The sequence below is a fragment of the Gammaproteobacteria bacterium genome (genome assembly GCA_015709635.1).
GTDB lineage: Bacteria > Pseudomonadota > Gammaproteobacteria > Burkholderiales > Nitrosomonadaceae > Nitrosomonas.
This window is the reverse complement of the sequence record CP054180.1, coordinates 858,257-873,576: the sequence shown is the minus strand read 5'-3', so window position 1 is coordinate 873,576 and position 15,320 is coordinate 858,257. Positions and strand designations below refer to the sequence as shown.

Annotated in this window: 15 protein-coding genes and 2 pseudogenes; 9 read left to right on the top strand and 8 right to left on the bottom strand. The window is 52.1% G+C overall.

Features of this window, described 5'->3' with window-relative positions; all coding sequences use genetic code 11:
- The first annotated feature begins 97 nt into the window (after window positions 1-97).
- Together serS and HRU78_03855 are read left to right on the top strand one after the other, a co-directional pair.
- Window positions 98-1,405 (top strand): serine--tRNA ligase, encoded by a 1,308-nt coding sequence (serS, locus tag HRU78_03860; GenBank protein QOJ22890.1) that lies wholly within the window; start codon window positions 98-100, stop codon window positions 1,403-1,405.
- 45 nt (window positions 1,406-1,450) lie between these two features.
- Entirely contained in the window at window positions 1,451-2,134 is a 684-nt protein-coding gene (locus HRU78_03855) for a hypothetical protein (protein ID QOJ22889.1), read from the top strand.
- A 42-nt stretch (window positions 2,135-2,176) separates the two neighbouring features.
- Here the strand turns inward: HRU78_03855 and HRU78_03850 are convergent, their stop codons facing one another.
- Window positions 2,177-3,064 (bottom strand): recombination-associated protein RdgC, encoded by an 888-nt coding sequence (locus tag HRU78_03850; GenBank protein QOJ22888.1) that lies wholly within the window; start codon window positions 3,062-3,064, stop codon window positions 2,177-2,179.
- A gap of 45 nt (window positions 3,065-3,109) precedes the next feature.
- Between HRU78_03850 and HRU78_03845 the strand changes: the two genes are divergently transcribed.
- Complete coding sequence (locus tag HRU78_03845; protein ID QOJ22887.1) at window positions 3,110-3,439, top strand: DUF2007 domain-containing protein; 330 nt, start codon at window positions 3,110-3,112, stop codon at window positions 3,437-3,439.
- A gap of 25 nt (window positions 3,440-3,464) precedes the next feature.
- Here HRU78_03845 and HRU78_03840 read toward each other — a convergent pair whose 3' ends face one another.
- Together HRU78_03840 and HRU78_03835 are read right to left on the bottom strand one after the other, a co-directional pair.
- Entirely contained in the window at window positions 3,465-3,830 is a 366-nt protein-coding gene (locus tag HRU78_03840) for a hypothetical protein (GenBank protein QOJ22886.1), read from the bottom strand.
- 382 nt (window positions 3,831-4,212) lie between these two features.
- Window positions 4,213-4,554, bottom strand: a complete 342-nt coding sequence (locus tag HRU78_03835) for a hypothetical protein (GenBank protein ID QOJ22885.1) — start codon at window positions 4,552-4,554, stop codon at window positions 4,213-4,215.
- Window positions 4,555-4,696: 142 nt separating this feature from the next.
- On the opposite strand from HRU78_03835, the gene HRU78_03830 reads away from it, so the two are divergent.
- Together HRU78_03830 and HRU78_03825 are read left to right on the top strand one after the other, a co-directional pair.
- On the top strand, window positions 4,697-6,898 hold the full coding sequence (locus HRU78_03830; protein ID QOJ22884.1) for an RNA-binding transcriptional accessory protein: 2,202 nt from the start codon (window positions 4,697-4,699) through the stop codon (window positions 6,896-6,898).
- Between the two features lie 689 nt (window positions 6,899-7,587).
- A pseudogene (locus tag HRU78_03825) lies at window positions 7,588-7,686 on the top strand (PEP-CTERM sorting domain-containing protein).
- 153 nt (window positions 7,687-7,839) lie between these two features.
- On the opposite strand, the pseudogene HRU78_03820 reads toward HRU78_03825, so the two are convergent.
- Window positions 7,840-7,932, bottom strand: a pseudogene (locus HRU78_03820) (PEP-CTERM sorting domain-containing protein).
- Window positions 7,933-8,954: 1,022 nt separating this feature from the next.
- On the opposite strand from HRU78_03820, the gene HRU78_03815 reads away from it, so the two are divergent.
- Together HRU78_03815 and HRU78_03810 are read left to right on the top strand one after the other, a co-directional pair.
- Window positions 8,955-9,665 carry a TetR/AcrR family transcriptional regulator gene (locus HRU78_03815; protein QOJ22883.1) on the top strand — a complete coding sequence of 237 codons (711 nt, stop codon included), beginning with the start codon at window positions 8,955-8,957 and terminating at the stop codon, window positions 9,663-9,665.
- A gap of 3 nt (window positions 9,666-9,668) precedes the next feature.
- A complete protein-coding gene (locus HRU78_03810; protein QOJ22882.1) occupies window positions 9,669-10,721 on the top strand; it encodes a metal-dependent hydrolase in 1,053 nt (350 codons plus the stop codon).
- A gap of 98 nt (window positions 10,722-10,819) precedes the next feature.
- Here the strand turns inward: HRU78_03810 and HRU78_03805 are convergent.
- The 4 genes from HRU78_03805 to HRU78_03790 all read right to left on the bottom strand — a co-directional run bounded on the left by HRU78_03805 (window position 10,820) and on the right by HRU78_03790 (window position 14,202).
- A protein-coding gene (locus tag HRU78_03805; GenBank protein QOJ24904.1) for an IS5 family transposase occupies window positions 10,820-11,577 on the bottom strand; the annotation gives its coding sequence in 2 pieces (ribosomal slippage) (window positions 10,820-11,262 and window positions 11,262-11,577; 759 coding nt in all).
- Between the two features lie 39 nt (window positions 11,578-11,616).
- Window positions 11,617-12,033, bottom strand: coding sequence for a DUF86 domain-containing protein (locus HRU78_03800; GenBank protein ID QOJ22881.1), 417 nt, complete (start codon window positions 12,031-12,033; stop codon window positions 11,617-11,619).
- Window positions 12,021-12,476, bottom strand: coding sequence for a nucleotidyltransferase domain-containing protein (locus tag HRU78_03795; protein ID QOJ22880.1), 456 nt, complete (start codon window positions 12,474-12,476; stop codon window positions 12,021-12,023). Before HRU78_03795 ends, HRU78_03800 begins: the two co-directional genes overlap by 13 nt.
- 19 nt (window positions 12,477-12,495) lie before the next feature.
- On the bottom strand, window positions 12,496-14,202 hold the full coding sequence (locus tag HRU78_03790) for a glutamine--tRNA ligase/YqeY domain fusion protein (protein ID QOJ22879.1): 1,707 nt from the start codon (window positions 14,200-14,202) through the stop codon (window positions 12,496-12,498).
- Between the two features lie 230 nt (window positions 14,203-14,432).
- Here HRU78_03790 and rplM point away from each other — a divergent pair, with 230 nt between their 5' ends.
- Together rplM and rpsI are read left to right on the top strand one after the other, a co-directional pair.
- Complete coding sequence (gene rplM / locus HRU78_03785) at window positions 14,433-14,867, top strand: 50S ribosomal protein L13 (GenBank protein ID QOJ22878.1); 435 nt, start codon at window positions 14,433-14,435, stop codon at window positions 14,865-14,867.
- A gap of 5 nt (window positions 14,868-14,872) precedes the next feature.
- Window positions 14,873-15,265, top strand: a complete 393-nt coding sequence (gene rpsI / locus HRU78_03780) for a 30S ribosomal protein S9 (GenBank protein ID QOJ24903.1) — start codon at window positions 14,873-14,875, stop codon at window positions 15,263-15,265.
- Window positions 15,266-15,320 lie beyond the last annotated feature (55 nt).

The window sequence follows — 15,320 nt, the reverse complement described above, 5'->3', positions numbered from 1 at the left end:
TCTCGCCTGATTTCGCCTTGCCTGACCGTCGCTCGCTACCTTTTTCAGAGCTTCCATAGCGCTTCGTTTACATCGATCATTATTTTGGAGTTTTCGCATGTTAGAAATTCAACAATTACGCACCGACCTGGACACTGTCACCCGGCAGCTTGACAAACGAGGTTACGCCTTTCCCGTGGAAGCATTCAATGACTTGGAAGCGGAACGCAAAATAATTCAGACCCAGACTCAGGAACTGCAAGCGCAGCGTAATTCGGCATCGAAACGAATCGGCCAGGCCAAAAGCAAAGGCGAGGATGTTTCCGCCATCATGGCGGAAGTCGCCAATCTGGGCGATGCCTTAAAGCAAGCGGAAGATCACCTCGAGCACATTCAGCAGCAGCTGCAGAAAATCTTGCTGGAAGTACCGAACCTGCCGCATGAGAGTGTACCGGAAGGCAAAGACGAGACCGGCAACGTGCAAATCCGCCGCTGGGGCGAGCCGCGGCCATTCGATTTCGCCGTCAAGGATCATGTCAGCGTGGGCGAAGAGCTAGGATTGCTGGATTTTGAAACTGCCGCAAAACTGAGCGGCGCACGCTTCAGCTTGATGAAAGGCGGACTGGCCCGCCTGCACCGGGCTTTGGCGCAATTCATGTTGGACACACATACGCTGGAACACGGTTATGTCGAAACCTACGTGCCTTATCTGGTCAGCCGCGATAGCCTGCGCGGCACCGGACAGTTGCCGAAGTTCGAACAAGACCTGTTCGCCGTGCACGCAGGCGGCGCAGATTCTGCCGATACACCGGAGTATCACCTCATCCCTACCGCCGAAGTCCCAATTACTAATATGGTGCGCGATGAAATCGTGCCGCTGCAAGCGTTGCCGCTGAAATTCGTGTCGCACACCCCGTGCTTCCGCTCCGAAGCGGGCAGTTACGGCCGCGACACGCGCGGGCTGATCCGCCAGCACCAGTTCGACAAAGTCGAGCTGGTGCACATCGTTCACCCCGATCAATCGTATGCCGCGCTGGAACAACTGGTCGGACACGCGGAAAAAATCCTGCAGAAACTCGCATTGCCTTATCGTGTCATGACGTTGTGCACCGGCGATATGGGTTTCTCGGCGGCGAAAACCTACGACATCGAAGTATGGTTGCCGGGGCAAAATACCTATCGCGAAATTTCTTCATGCAGCAACTGCGAAGCGTTTCAAGCGCGGCGCATGCAAGCGCGTTTCCGCAATGAAAACGGCAAGCCCGCGCTGCTGCACACATTAAATGGCTCCGGCCTGGCCGTGGGACGCACGCTGGTTGCGGTGCTGGAGAATTATCAAAATGCCGACGGCAGCGTCACCATCCCGGAAGTGTTGCGGCCTTACATGAATGGTCTTGACCTACTCACGAGTAGCAGAGGACAATGAAAACGGACTCTATCTTTTCACCCTTCTTATAAAGGATGCATCATCATGGAAAATCACAATACCGGGCAGTCCAGTCATCAATCCGGCGATGATCTCAAATCATTAGAAGCTGAAGTTCGTGAAGCGCTCGCCAATGGCACGCATGTCAAGGAAACGGTGCATCGTTTGACGCTAAAAGCCATGAATGCAAAAAACATCGACCTGGATTCGCTGCAGCGCATCGTCACGGCTGTGCTGCAAGGTGTACACGACGGCGCGACGCAGCAGTTGCAGCACGCCGCCAACCAAACCCAGACAGCGAAGTCGCAAATTACCGAAGCCGTTGCCGGACTCGATACGGCGCTGGCCGGCTTCGCGCAAGCATCCAAACTGGCTGTGGAAGAAGCAGCCAGTCAGGCCAAGAAATTTTCCGATAAGGAATTGACGCGCACCCGTTCCGACCTCGAAGGCTTGGAGAACCTGTTCCTGGATACCTTGCATCAAACCGCCTCGGCAACACAGGGACTGGTTTCCGATGTCTTGCACGACTTAGGCCAGCATGCCAAAAACAATGGCACAGCAGTCGGTTCTCAGCTCAAGGAAACACTGGCGACATTCGCCCAGCAAGTCGCATCGGTCGGGCACGCGCAACTGGAAAGCGGCGCCACGCTGGCGCATACCACGGCGGACATCATCGGCAAAATCGCCAGCGGCGTGCTGTCGGGAATCAGCGATCAAGGCAAAAAATAGCAAAAATCGCAGCGATCACGACCGGTTTGCATCAGCAGCCGGTCAATCGCGGTCTTCCCCGCCCAGAGCCTCGATCAGATCGGTGATCAACTGACTCAGCTCACCGGTCATGATGGTGAAATCGCTGACAAATAATTCTTCCGCGCTTTCGGTGGATTCTTTCAGGATATCCTGCGGCGCGATCCGCCGCAGTTGCAGATTGTCCTGCAACACAAACGAGATCTTGCTATCCCAGGTCATGGCGAGCTTGATCGCTTTTTTGCCGGCACGGATATGGCGTGCGGTTTCTTCCGCTTCCAGTATGTGGTGGGTATATTTGATGGTTTCCTTCTCATCGCTCATCCCTTGCAGCTCACAATCGCGATCGACGGTAAAAATCGACGGCAAATCGTCACCGCTCAGCCAGCGCGTCATCGCCGACGACGGTGAAATCTTGGTATCCAGCGGCGCCAGCGTGATTCCCTGCAGCGTTTTCAGCAACACTTCGATGAATTCTTCGGCTTTATTAGCGCTGGACGTATCCAGAATCAGCCGGTTGTTGAGCGTATCGATCCAGGCGTAAGTTTTATGCCGTTGCGCAAACGCACGCGGCAGTAGCTCGACGATGGTCGCCTCCTTGATATCGCGGATTTGTTTCTTGCCCGCTTTGTAGCCCTGCATCTGCTCGATTTGCGTGATGCGGTTTTTAGCGTGTTGATTGACCACCGAAGCCGGCAGCAGCTTCTTATCCACGCCGAAAGCGATCAGCCAGTGCTGGCCATAGGCATGCACGAAATTCGGCTGCTCGTCGCGCGGCGTCAACCAGCCGCGGCTTTGCATCTCCATTTGCGTGCACGGTTGCAGCGCATGCTGCGACAACGTTTCTTCAAGACTGCCCGGTGTTATATTGCCGCTGGTGATACGATATATTTGCAGATTTCTAAACCACATTGTTTGATTCCATAAACCGGTTGATTATTTTGTATTCCTAATTGCATGAAAAAAATTTATTCCGCCAGCAATCTGATGGAAGCGCAGATAGTACTTGATCTGCTCGAACACGCCTATATTCCAGCGCAAATTTTCAACCAGTACGCACAAGGCATGGCTGGAGAAATACCGGTCCACCACGCCTGCCCGGAAATCTGGATCACGCGCAACGAAGACTTTGATCGCGGCAAACACATCATCAACACCTACGAGAACACCCCGGTCAACACCGGCAACGTGCACTGCCCATCCTGCGGCGAGGAAAATCCGGTCAATTTTCAGTTGTGCTGGAAGTGTGGGGATGGATTGGAGGTTGCCGTGCATCGCCAACCCTGAGCTGATTCTGGCTTTTGACCTATCGTCACCCGGTTTGCTGTTGCAGCCATTGCCGCCCCTTCGGGGTTAATCGATAGCGTTGTGTGGGACTGCGTGGCGAATCGGATTGCGTGCGCTCAATCCAGCCACCTACCAATGCCGGATTCAGATAATTCCCCCGGAAAGTCGGGCGATGCATCAGTCCCAAAGCCTGCATCAAATCATTACTGCCAAGTTCGCCGCCACCCATTGCCTGGATAAGTTTTGCTACTTGATCGGTTACTTGATCGGTCGTTTGATGGTTATCGACCGCCTCACGTAGGGCAGCAAGTAACTTGCCAAGCATATACTCGACGAAAGGGGTCGCATCCGCTCGCTCATCGGTTGCCGTCAACCCTCTCGCAGAACGCAATACACTATCGCTATTGACTCTACTGATCGTGTGTCGTGCTACACGTAGATTAGAATGAGAGAGAATAATATCTCGCCTATTTTCATTCCGGTTCCCCGGCGGATATCTTCTGCCTGTACTGGATGAATAAATAAGACATGACCACTCTGTTCCGACAGTCTATGCATTTCACCAGAGAAGGATCTAGCTTGCGTGCAGTATCTTCCATAGGAATCAAAATATTTGTATCAATCAGAACATTCATGTGTTCACTTGAGTCATGTTGTTACTCTTTCATTGATCAGAAAATCGTTGAGGCTGCTCTCGCCGTCTCTATATCAACCATTTTCCCAATGCAAAAGCATCACTTTCCGCCAAATCCCTTGATCGTTCCAAAAATTTTTCAGATTGACGAATCATGATCATTGAATATTTGTGCTTCCTGGATTAAATACAGCAAGCCGGGAGCCACATTCCACTGATGGCCATCGCCGGTAACAACGCTGACAGTCTTCTTGTTTAGGCGCAGTACTGTACCTTCCACTTTGCGGCCGTCCGGGGTCTGAAAACCAACCCGGTCGCCCTTGGTAAAACTGACCATCAACGTGGTAGCACGGGCCTGGGAAATGAGTTTAAGCCGTTCGACGATCATGCGATTGAGAAAACGCAAATCTTCCTCGTTCAGCCGTTTGATCGCTTCGACGGCGGAAACACGGTCGATGATTTTAATGTCTCCGGGTTTCATACGGTTACCTGGTTTTATAAGTTGGATTCAAAATATCTGAATATGACCTGCTGCGTCAATGCTACCCTGTGCAATCCATTGCGATCCCGCCGCCACTTGGTTTAACATCCCTCCCCCTACTCAATTATCCCAACACACTCCCATGCTGCCATCCATCGAACAACGCCTCGCCACAGAACTCGCGGTTAGATCATCGCAAATCCAGGCCACCGTCCAATTGCTCGACGACGGGGCGACGGTGCCGTTTATCGCGCGTTACCGCAAGGAGGCGACCGGGGGGTTGGACGATGCGCAGTTGCGCTTGCTGGCGGAGCGCTTGCACAGTTTGCGCGAGCTGGAGAAGCGGCGCGCGGCGATCATCGGGGCGATTGAGAAGCTTGGCAAGATGACGCCGCCGTTGCTCGATGCGTTGACGCATGCGACGGACAAAGCGCATCTGGAGGATTTGTACCTGCCGTACCGCAAGAAACGCCGCACCAAGGCGCAGATTGCGCTGGAGGCGGGTTTGCAACCGCTGGCGGATACGCTGCTGAACGATCCGCGGCTCGATCCGCTTGGCGAGGCCGCCAAGTACCTGAAAGCGCCGTTCACCAGCGAAGAAGGCGATAATCCCGGTGTCGCCGATGCCGCAGCCGCGCTGGAAGGCGCGCAGCATATTTTGATCGAGCGCTTTACCGAGCATGCGCCGCTGTTGCAAACCTTGCGCGACTATTTGCGCATGCACGGCGTGCTGACCGCGAAAGCCGCCAAGGACAAGAAAGACAACGATACCAAATACACCGATTATCACGATTACAGTGAAGCCATCACGAAAATCCCGTCACACCGCGCATTGGCGTTGCTGCGTGGCGAGCGCGAAGGCGTGTTGAAGCTCAAATTGCTGCTCGATTCCGAACTGGAAGACAAATCCCGCGATGCGGCATTGAATCCGTGTGAAGCGCAGATCGCGCAGCAATTCAACATCCGCGATCAAAAGCGCGCGGCAGACAGTTGGCTGATCGATACCGTGCGCACGGCGTGGCGCGGCAAAATCTTTTCGCATCTGGAAACGGAGTTGATGAGTAACTTGCAAGAGCACGCGGAAACCGAAGCGATCCGCGTATTTGCGCAGAATCTCAAAGCGTTGCTGCTGGCACCGCCTGCTGGAACGCGCGTGACCATCGGACTCGATCCGGGATTGCGCACCGGTGTCAAAGTCGCTGTCGTGGATGCGACCGGCAAAGTCCTTGAAACGGCAACGATTTACCCGCATGTGCCGAAAAACGATTGGGATGGCGCCTTGCACGCATTGAAACAACTGGCGGAACGGCATCAGGCTTCGCTGATCGCCATCGGCAACGGCACCGCATCGCGCGAAACCGACCAATTGGCGAAGGAGCTGATCAAGCGTTATCCGCAGCTCAAGCTGACGTCGATCACGGTGTCGGAGGCCGGTGCGTCGGTGTACTCCGCGTCCGAACTGGCGTCGGAGGAATTGCCGGAGCTGGACGTATCGCTACGCGGCGCGGTGTCGATTGCGCGGCGACTGCAAGACCCGCTGGCCGAACTGGTCAAGATCGACCCGAAATCGATCGGCGTCGGCCAATATCAGCATGACGTCAATCAAAACCAATTGGCGCAATCGCTCGATGCGGTGGTGGAAGACAGCGTCAATGCGGTCGGCGTCGACGTCAACACCGCATCACCGGCGCTGCTGCGTTACGTCGCCGGACTGAACAGCAAAATCGCGCACAACATCGTCGCGTATCGCGACAGCAAAGGCCGCTTCGCCAAGCGCGCCGAGTTATTGAAAGTGCCCAGCCTGGGTGAGAAAACCTTCGAGCAAGCGGCCGGATTCCTGCGCATTCCCGGCGGCAACAACCCGCTCGACGCCTCGGCCGTGCACCCGGAATCGTATCCATTGGTCGAACAAATTCTCAATGACATCCAACTCAACGTCACTGCATTGATCGGTAATTCGTCGGCGTTAAAATCGATCCGTCCAGAAAAGTACGTCACCGCACAATTCGGTCTGCCGACCGTGAAAGACATCCTGCGCGAACTGGAAAAACCCGGCCGCGATCCGCGTGCGACGTTCAAAACTGCAACGTTCAAGGAAGGCGTCGAAACGCTGCAAGACCTGCACCCCGGCATGGTGCTCGAAGGTGTGATCACCAACGTCGCCGCATTCGGCGCGTTCGTCGACATCGGCGTGCATCAGGATGGCCTAGTGCACATCTCCGCGTTGGCGGATAAATTCGTCAAGGACCCGCACACCGTCGTCAAAGTGGGGCAAGTCGTCACGGTGAAAGTGCTGGAAATCGATGAAAAGCGCAAGCGGATTGCGCTGACGATGCGGCTGTAAAAGCCTTGCGGTTACCCTTGCAAAAACACCCGGGGACCGCATACATGCGACAACATAGAATCATGCAAAAAATCCTTGTAAATCCTGCTTATAGAGAATAACATGCAAAAGAAATCGGTTATCAGCTTAACCGATTTCTCTACTAATCAAAGGAGAGCGAAATGAAAAAAATATTCCTAAGACATATCATCCCGGCCGGTTTTTTTTCTATGTGCACTGCACTGACAATGACTTCGGCAGCCAGCGCAGCACCGACCGTCATCGGCTTTGAAGAGTTCGGCGATGTCGGCATCAGCGGCCCTACCGTCACCACCGATTATCCGGGCGTAGTATTTTCATCGACAGGCGGAAACGTCAACATCGTCACCAGCCAACCGGGCATCGGTGATGGAATGAATTTCTTGTGCACCGGCAGTCCCGGTATTAACTGTACAGGCGAGACGATTCTGAATTTTACCAATCCGGTACACGGCTTGTCTTTCTTAGCCGTCGGCAGTAATGCCGGAGGGGTTCAGGCGCAGGTGGATGTTTTCGTGAACGGCATCTTCGCCGCGACGGACAATATCACGGTAAACGGCTTATTCAACACCCCGAATCCGATCGACCTGTCTGCATTTAATAACGTGACTTCGATCCGCCTCTATCACATTACCGATCCGGGCGGCTTGGGTTGGGATAATTTCACTTATATCTCCGCTGTTCCGGAACCGGAAACCTATACGATGTTGTTGCTGGGTTTAGGTTTATTGGGATTTGCAGCACGGCGCAAAAAAGAAATGCTGGCATAACGATCCAAATTTAGTCAGATTCAAAACGGGAGCCGAGGCTCCCGTTTTTGTTGGTGGAATCGCTTCCTCCGATGCGGCACGCAGATGCGATGGTGCCCGCAAAAACAAACCCCGCCACTCGGACGGGGTTGTTGAAAAACAAATTACATCCGTTTAAACGGCTTGCTTTCTGCGGCGCGCCATGAAACCGACCAATCCCAGTCCAGCAAGCAGCATTGCGTAAGTTTCCGGTTCGGGCACGGCTGTCACTTGGTCGAAATTGATATTATCAATACCGACGTTCCAATCGTTATAGCCGAAGCGGATTGACAGTGGTCCGGCAAATGTCAGGTTTGGTGTGAACGTACTATGCGTACCGCCAGCTCCCAGAATAGTAACCGGGGAGTAATCAAGCAAAATGGTATTGCTGGTGCCATCCAAAATCCGCACTTGAGAACTAGGATGATCGCTAACAGGGTAACCGGCTATATCGAAGCTGTTCAAGCGAATCGCCCAACCGGGTTCGGGCACCAGGGTGATTTCCGCGAAATGATCGCCACTGACCACACTAAAAGCAACTTTTGACAAATCACCGTAACTATCATGCCAAAAGTCCAGATTATTGTAATCCACCGTATTGGTGCTGATTTGCCACGTGCGATATTCGGTCGTCACATTGGGCGTATAGCCGTTACCCATCAGGTATGACCCTACGGCGTCACTTGCGGCGTTTACATTATCGCCATAGCTACCGGGAATATCGCCGTAATTCGGTATATCCGGATTCAAATCAAAAGTCAGAACAGTTGCGTGCGCCGATGCCGCGAGCAACACGCCCGCTCCCGTCAGCATCGTTTGCAATAAAAGCGATTGAGCTTTCATGATGTTTTCTCCTAATCCTTAAAATGGATGTAACGAGTATTCATTGCGTCGCAGTTAAGCGATCAACAAACCGCCCGTCTCATCCTGAATGTAACCACAGTAAAAATCTTCTTGTTTTTGTGCACGGCACTTTGTGTCAGATCTCACGACAATCATGCGAAATAAATTATACATTCATCAGATTACGAATACGTAAGAAAAAACTGATGTTCGCTTATCAAAAGATAATGCCCAAAAATACGCACACGCCCATAATTATCATTAAAACATAAAGATAACCATAGTTGACACTTCCCGTTTTACCAGGATATTCGTCATACTTTCGGGTATCGAAGTATTTTGAGTATGTTATAGTGACACCGGCAACACATCATGCCACTCCTATTAATGCTATATGGAGGATCAAGATGAAGAAAAGCAAATCTGAGCTACGTGAAGCGATCGTAGATACAGCTGTTACCATTGCGGAACGCTCCAACTGGGAAGCGGTTCGTTTGTTTGACGTAGCCACTGAACTAAACATTACGCTGGACGACATCCGCGTTTATTTCCGCGAAAAGGAGGATCTGGTCGATGCTTGGTTTGACCGGGCCGACCATCAAATGCTGCAGGCGGCGGAAACTGTCGAATTCCTGTCACTATCGTCGTGCGGACGTTTGCAGTACCTCATCATGTCCTGGCTCAATGCTTTGGCCGCGCATCGCAAGGTCACACGGCAAATGATCGGCGCCAAATTGGAGCCCGGTCATTTGCATATCCAGATTCCCGCCATCATGCGCATCAGCCGTACCGTGCAATGGATGCGCGAAGCTACGCACCGCGACGCCACCTTCGTGCGCCGCGCGCTGGAAGAAACCGCACTGACGACGATATATCTGGCAACTTTCGCCTACTGGATGCAAGACGACTCGGAAAATTCACAGAACACACGTGAATTTCTGGCGCACAAGCTGAAAATGGCCGAATCACTCGATCACATGGTATATAGAACCGGATATGAAGAAAACGAAGCCCATCCTTCCACTGAACCGGAACCAATCCCCGAAATCGCCGCCACATTTGAGTCTGCGCCAATAAGCGAAGCGGTTACGCAAGAAAGACAGGCAAAATCCGGCTAGACCGTGGATCCGCTTACGCATGCACTCAGCGGCGCTTTATTGGCGCGCGCCGCAGTGCAAACGCACGCGAAACAAACCGGCTTGCCGCTGCGCCTGCGTGTCGCCGCCGGTTTCGCCGCCGCGGCGTTTCCCGATGTGGATTTTGCGCTGCGGTTGATCGATACGCTCACGTACTTACATTGGCATCAAGGTCCGACGCATTCGCTGATTTTATTGCCGTTTTGGGCGTGGCTGCTGGCGCGTTCATTCGCGTGGCTTAGTCGCGGGCGTTATGGCTGGCGGTTGTTTTATCAACCGGTTAGCCTTGGTATCGCCATTCACATCGTCGGAGATCTGATCACATCGTATGGGCTAATGCTGTTCGCACCGTTCTCGATCGAGCGTTTTTCACTGCCGCTGGTATTTGTCATCGATCCGTGGTTCAGTTTGATCATCATCACCGGTCTGATCGCTTCATGGCGTTATCCGCAACACAGAATCCCGGCTATCGCGGCATTGCTTGTGTTATGCGGTTATGTCATCTTCTTGTCCACGTTGCACCGGCAAGCCATTCAACTAGCACAAGATTACGCAAAAAAGCAAAGCTTGGTAAATCCGCAGATCAGTGTATTACCCCAGCCGCTATCGCCGTTCCATTGGAAAATCATCATCCGGCAGAATGAAACGTACCACCTGGCCGATGTGAACCTGCAGCAATCCGGCAGTGAACCGCATACCGGCTCTTCTGCCTGGCTACCGGCCAGAATGGCGGCCGCCTATCGTCCCGTCGCAGAACATGACTGGCATATTCAACCGCAGTTCGGCAACAACCCGGCATACACCACTTTAGCCCGAGAAGCGTGGCACGACCCTGCTTTTACCCCTTTCCGTGCCTTCGCGCAGTTTCCGGTATTGGATTCCGTGGATACTCAGGAACATGGATTCTGCGCGTGGTTCTACGACCTGCGCTTCAAATTCCCGGAATTGCCGCCGTCGTTTCGCTACGGTGCGTGCAGAGAGAACGATCACGCGATTTGGCAGATGGTGCGGCAGCGGGGAGTGTTTTATATTGACTAAATTGATTTATCTTTACTATTGCAAGCTGCTTTCAAGGGAATAATCGGTCATAAGTACTCCCGTATTCACCCAAGTTTCTTGATTAGGGCCTGTTAACACTACCTAAGTGCTTCGACGATGAGAGCGAAATGGATGAATGAGAGAAAAATGACATCCAGTTTGTCGAATCTGGAGAATATTCGACGGAATCCCTTGAGTCTGCGGAATAATCTTTCGATCTCATTGCGTTTTTTGTACATGGCGCGGTCATATTCCCAGAGCTCCAGCCGATTAGTTTTGGGTGGGACAACCGGGATATAACCGAGCTCCAATGCAAGCTGTCTGGTTTGATCACCCTCATAAGCGCGATCCATCAGCAGATGAGTAGGAGAAGAGACGGGGCCGAGTGCTAACAGGAGTTGTCGTCCTTCCGGTGCGTCATGTGTATGCCCCGGAGATAAGGAAAAAGTTATGGCTGTTCTGGTATCTGCGGCAACCAGATGAATTTTAGTGGTCCAGCCACCTCGGGATTTGCCGATGGATTGCGGGCCGTTTTTTTTAATGCACCAGTACCATCAGGGTGCACTTTGATGCTGGTGCTATCCATCGAAACGGCTTCAATCTTGATGCGAATGATTTGTTGATGCTGCAGCTGCTCAAAAACTTTTTGAAGCACGCCGCTTTTCGTCCATCGATTCATTCGAGTGTAGATGGTATGCCAATTACCGAAACGCTTGGGTAGTCCGCGCCACTTGCAACCATGCTCGGTAACATACAGAATAGCATTGAGAATTTGTAGATTGGAATGACTGACATTGCCACGCTGGCGCGGCATGCAGTGTTCGATCTGTTGATATTGAGTTTCGGTGATTTCCATCACCATATTATATCAAATAGTGTTAACAGGCCCTAGTCACTACAAAACCGCATACCGGCAAATCTCCTGCGCAAACTGACGAAAATCCCGTAAAGAATTCCGGCAGATGGCATATACGATTTCCCAATTGATCACTTCGTAGTTGTGCACCGCAATGTTTCTGAAACCAACGGCTTTTTTTAAGCGCTCGCTGGTATCCAGTGAAATAGCGCCGAGTTCTTGCAACTTCGTAAAGACATCCCCCATCGTTTGCGGCATCGGCTGATTCGCCGAGCTGATGATATGACTGCCAATATCAATACTGATCTGCACAGCGCGGGTAAGATTGACAACCAGGATATCCTGCAAATCGATATCTCGAACCAAACTGCCGATATCCTTCGGTGTTTTATCTTCGATACGCTGCACGCAGCGCCGTAGCGACTCCAGTTTCTCTGCGAGAATCACTTGATCCATCGGTTACGTCTCTCCGTCAATATTCTTTGCTGTAGCGGAAAAAAATCGGCAACGTTCAGTAGATGCCGGTACAACAAGTTACCGCATACAGTATCGTCGCCCAGCAAGCGTATTCCACTGAGAGCCTGACCGGTGATCGGCTCCGGCACATGATACAGATCGACGATATCAACCGGACGGCCGAATTTGGCTCCAACCGTTTGCATCAATTGCAACTTGAAGTCTGCGCTGAGTGGCGCTTGCGCCAGGATACCGAGATCGATATCGCTGTCCGGGTGTACGTTACCACTTGCCTGCGAACCGAACAATAGCGCCAATTTGATCTGCGGAAATTGCAGCAATAGTGTAGTAAGCTGATCGATAAAGTTCTGATCACTTCCTCTATCAGGCTTGGGATGAACAGTAGAATGCTGATTATGCGTATGGCGAATCTGCCGGGTCATTGCTCACACACTCCATTTTTTAAGAACCGGCATCTTTCCCCCACGAATCGCGCAACGTCACGGCGCGATTGAATACCGACTTACCGGGTTTCATGTCGATACGGTCGGCAACAAAGTAGCCGTTACGCTCGAACTGAAAGCTTTGCTCCGGTGGCGCTTCGCATAAAGCCGATTCGACATACGCGCTGATGATCCGTTTGGAATCGGGATTCAGTGCGGTTTTGTAATCCTTGTCGCCGCTATCCGGATGCGGATCGGTGAATAACCGGTCGTACAGGCGCACTTCCGCCACATGCGCATGTTGGGCGGATAGCCAGTGGATGTTGCCCTTGACTTTGCGGCTGTCCGCGCCGGGCGTGCCGCTTTTGGTATCGGGATCGTAGGTGCAGTGAATCGCTTCAATCCCGCCTTGAGCATTTTTTTCGATACTGATGCACTTGACCAGATAGGCGTAACGCAAGCGCACTTCTGCGCCCGGCGACAGGCGAAAATAGCCTTTGACCGGCGTTTCCATGAAATCGTCGCGTTCGATATACAGCACTTTGGAAAACGGAATCGTGCGTTTACCCCACTCCGTTTTTTGCGGATGATTCGGCGCAAAGCAATCCTCTTGCTGATCATCCGGATAATTGTCGATGATCAGCTTCAACGGCTTGAGAACGGCAATGCGGCGCGGCGCATGCTCGTTCAGGTCGTCGCGCAGGCAATCTTCCAGCACATTCATGTCAATCCAGGAATCCGCTTTGCTGATGCCGATGCGTTCGGCGAACAAGCGGATCGAGCGCGGCGTGAACCCGCGGCGGCGCACACCGGCCAGCGTACTCAAACGGGGATCGTCCCAGCCGTCGACCAATTTCTTCTCCACTAACTCGATCAGTTTGCGCTTGCTCATCACGGTGTAGGTCAGATTGAGGCGGGCGAACTCGATTTGCTGCGGATGGCACGACACCTTGTCTACCAACTGATCGAGCACCCAGTCGTACAACGGGCGGTGATCCTCGAATTCCAGCGTGCACAAGGAATGCGTGATGCGTTCCAAAGCATCGGAAATGCAATGCGTGTAGTCGTACATCGGGTAAATGCACCACTGATCGCCGGTACGCTGGTGATGCACATGGCGGATACGGTAAATCACGGGATCGCGCATGTTGATGTTGGGTGACGCCATATCGATCTTGGCGCGCAGCACGTATTGTCCGTCAGCAAACTCACCGGCTTTCATGCGGCGGAACAAGTCGAGATTCTCGGCGATCGGGCGATCGCGATAAGGACTGTTTCTGCCGGGATTGGTCAATGTGCCGCGATATTCGCGGATTTCATCGGCCGACAAACTTTCGACGTAGGCTTTACCTTGCGTAATCAGGAATTCGGCAAATTCGTACAACTGCCCGAAATAATCCGACGAGTAATACAGGTGCTGGCCCCAATCGAATCCCAGCCAGGATACGCTGTCGCAAATCGAATCGACGTATTCCTGCGCCTCCTTCTCCGGATTGGTATCGTCGAAACGCAAATGACACACGCCGCCATAATCATGTACGATGCCGAAATTCAGACAGATACTTTTGGCATGACCGATGTGCAGATAGCCGTTCGGTTCCGGCGGAAAACGCGTTTCCACACGGCCGTTCCATTTACCGGTGCGATTATCCTCGTCGATGATATTGCGGATGAAATTGGTTGGGATTACCTCAACGGATGGATTGGTTTCTGATTTTTCTTTCAAAGCGGGTCTCTCGGCATGTGATTGATACGTTCAAATAGAGCGAACATCTCCAATTGATGAGATTATAGCGGCGATTAGCTTAAAATCCATCATTCTTAAACGAATCGCATCAATTCCGAGTCATGGAAAAATACGCCAACCCGGCAAAAAACAACGCATTTTGCGTTTGACTTTTGTTGCTGTCTGACTTAAAATTCGCGGCTCTTTTTGAATACGCAGGACAGGTTTTCGTGAAAACATTTTCAGCCAAACCACACGAAGTAAATCATGACTGGTTTGTCATCGATGCGACCGACAAAGTATTAGGCCGCCTTGCTTCGCAGATTGCTCACCGTTTACGTGGCAAACACAAACCCATCTATACACCGCATGTCGATACCGGCGACTATATTATCGTAGTCAATGCCGACAAATTGCGTGTGACGGGTAATAAAGCCGAAGATAAAATTTATTACCGTCATAGCGGCTACCCTGGCGGGATCTATGCAACCAGCTTCAAGAAAATGCACGCGCGTTTTCCAACTCGTCCGCTTGAGAAAGCCGTTAAAGGCATGTTGCCGAAAGGTCCGTTGGGATACGCGATGTTAAAGAAATTGAAAATATATGCGGGCGATACGCATCCTCACGCCGCGCAACAACCTAAACCACTCGAAATTAGAGCTTAATGTCTATGGCGACTCAATACAATTATGGCACTGGCCGGCGTAAAAGCGCAGTAGCGCGTGTTTTCATCAAACCCGGAAAAGGCGCGATCATCATCAATAATAAACCGATTGATGTTTATTTTTCCCGCGAAACGGGTCGCATGATTGCGCGGCAGCCGCTGGAACTGACAAATAATGCCAATACTTTTGATATCATGGTGAACATTCACGGTGGCGGCGAGTCCGGTCAAGCAGGTGCGGTACGTCACGGCATTACTCGTGCATTGATTGATTACGATGCAACCTTAAAGCCTGCGCTCAGTAAAGCGGGCTTGGTTACCCGTGATGCACGTGAAGTGGAAAGAAAGAAAGTCGGTTTGCGTAAGGCACGGCGGCGCAAACAATTCTCCAAACGTTAATTTTATACGTATGGATTACAAAAAGCCGCCTCTTCTCAGGCGGCTTTTTTATTGA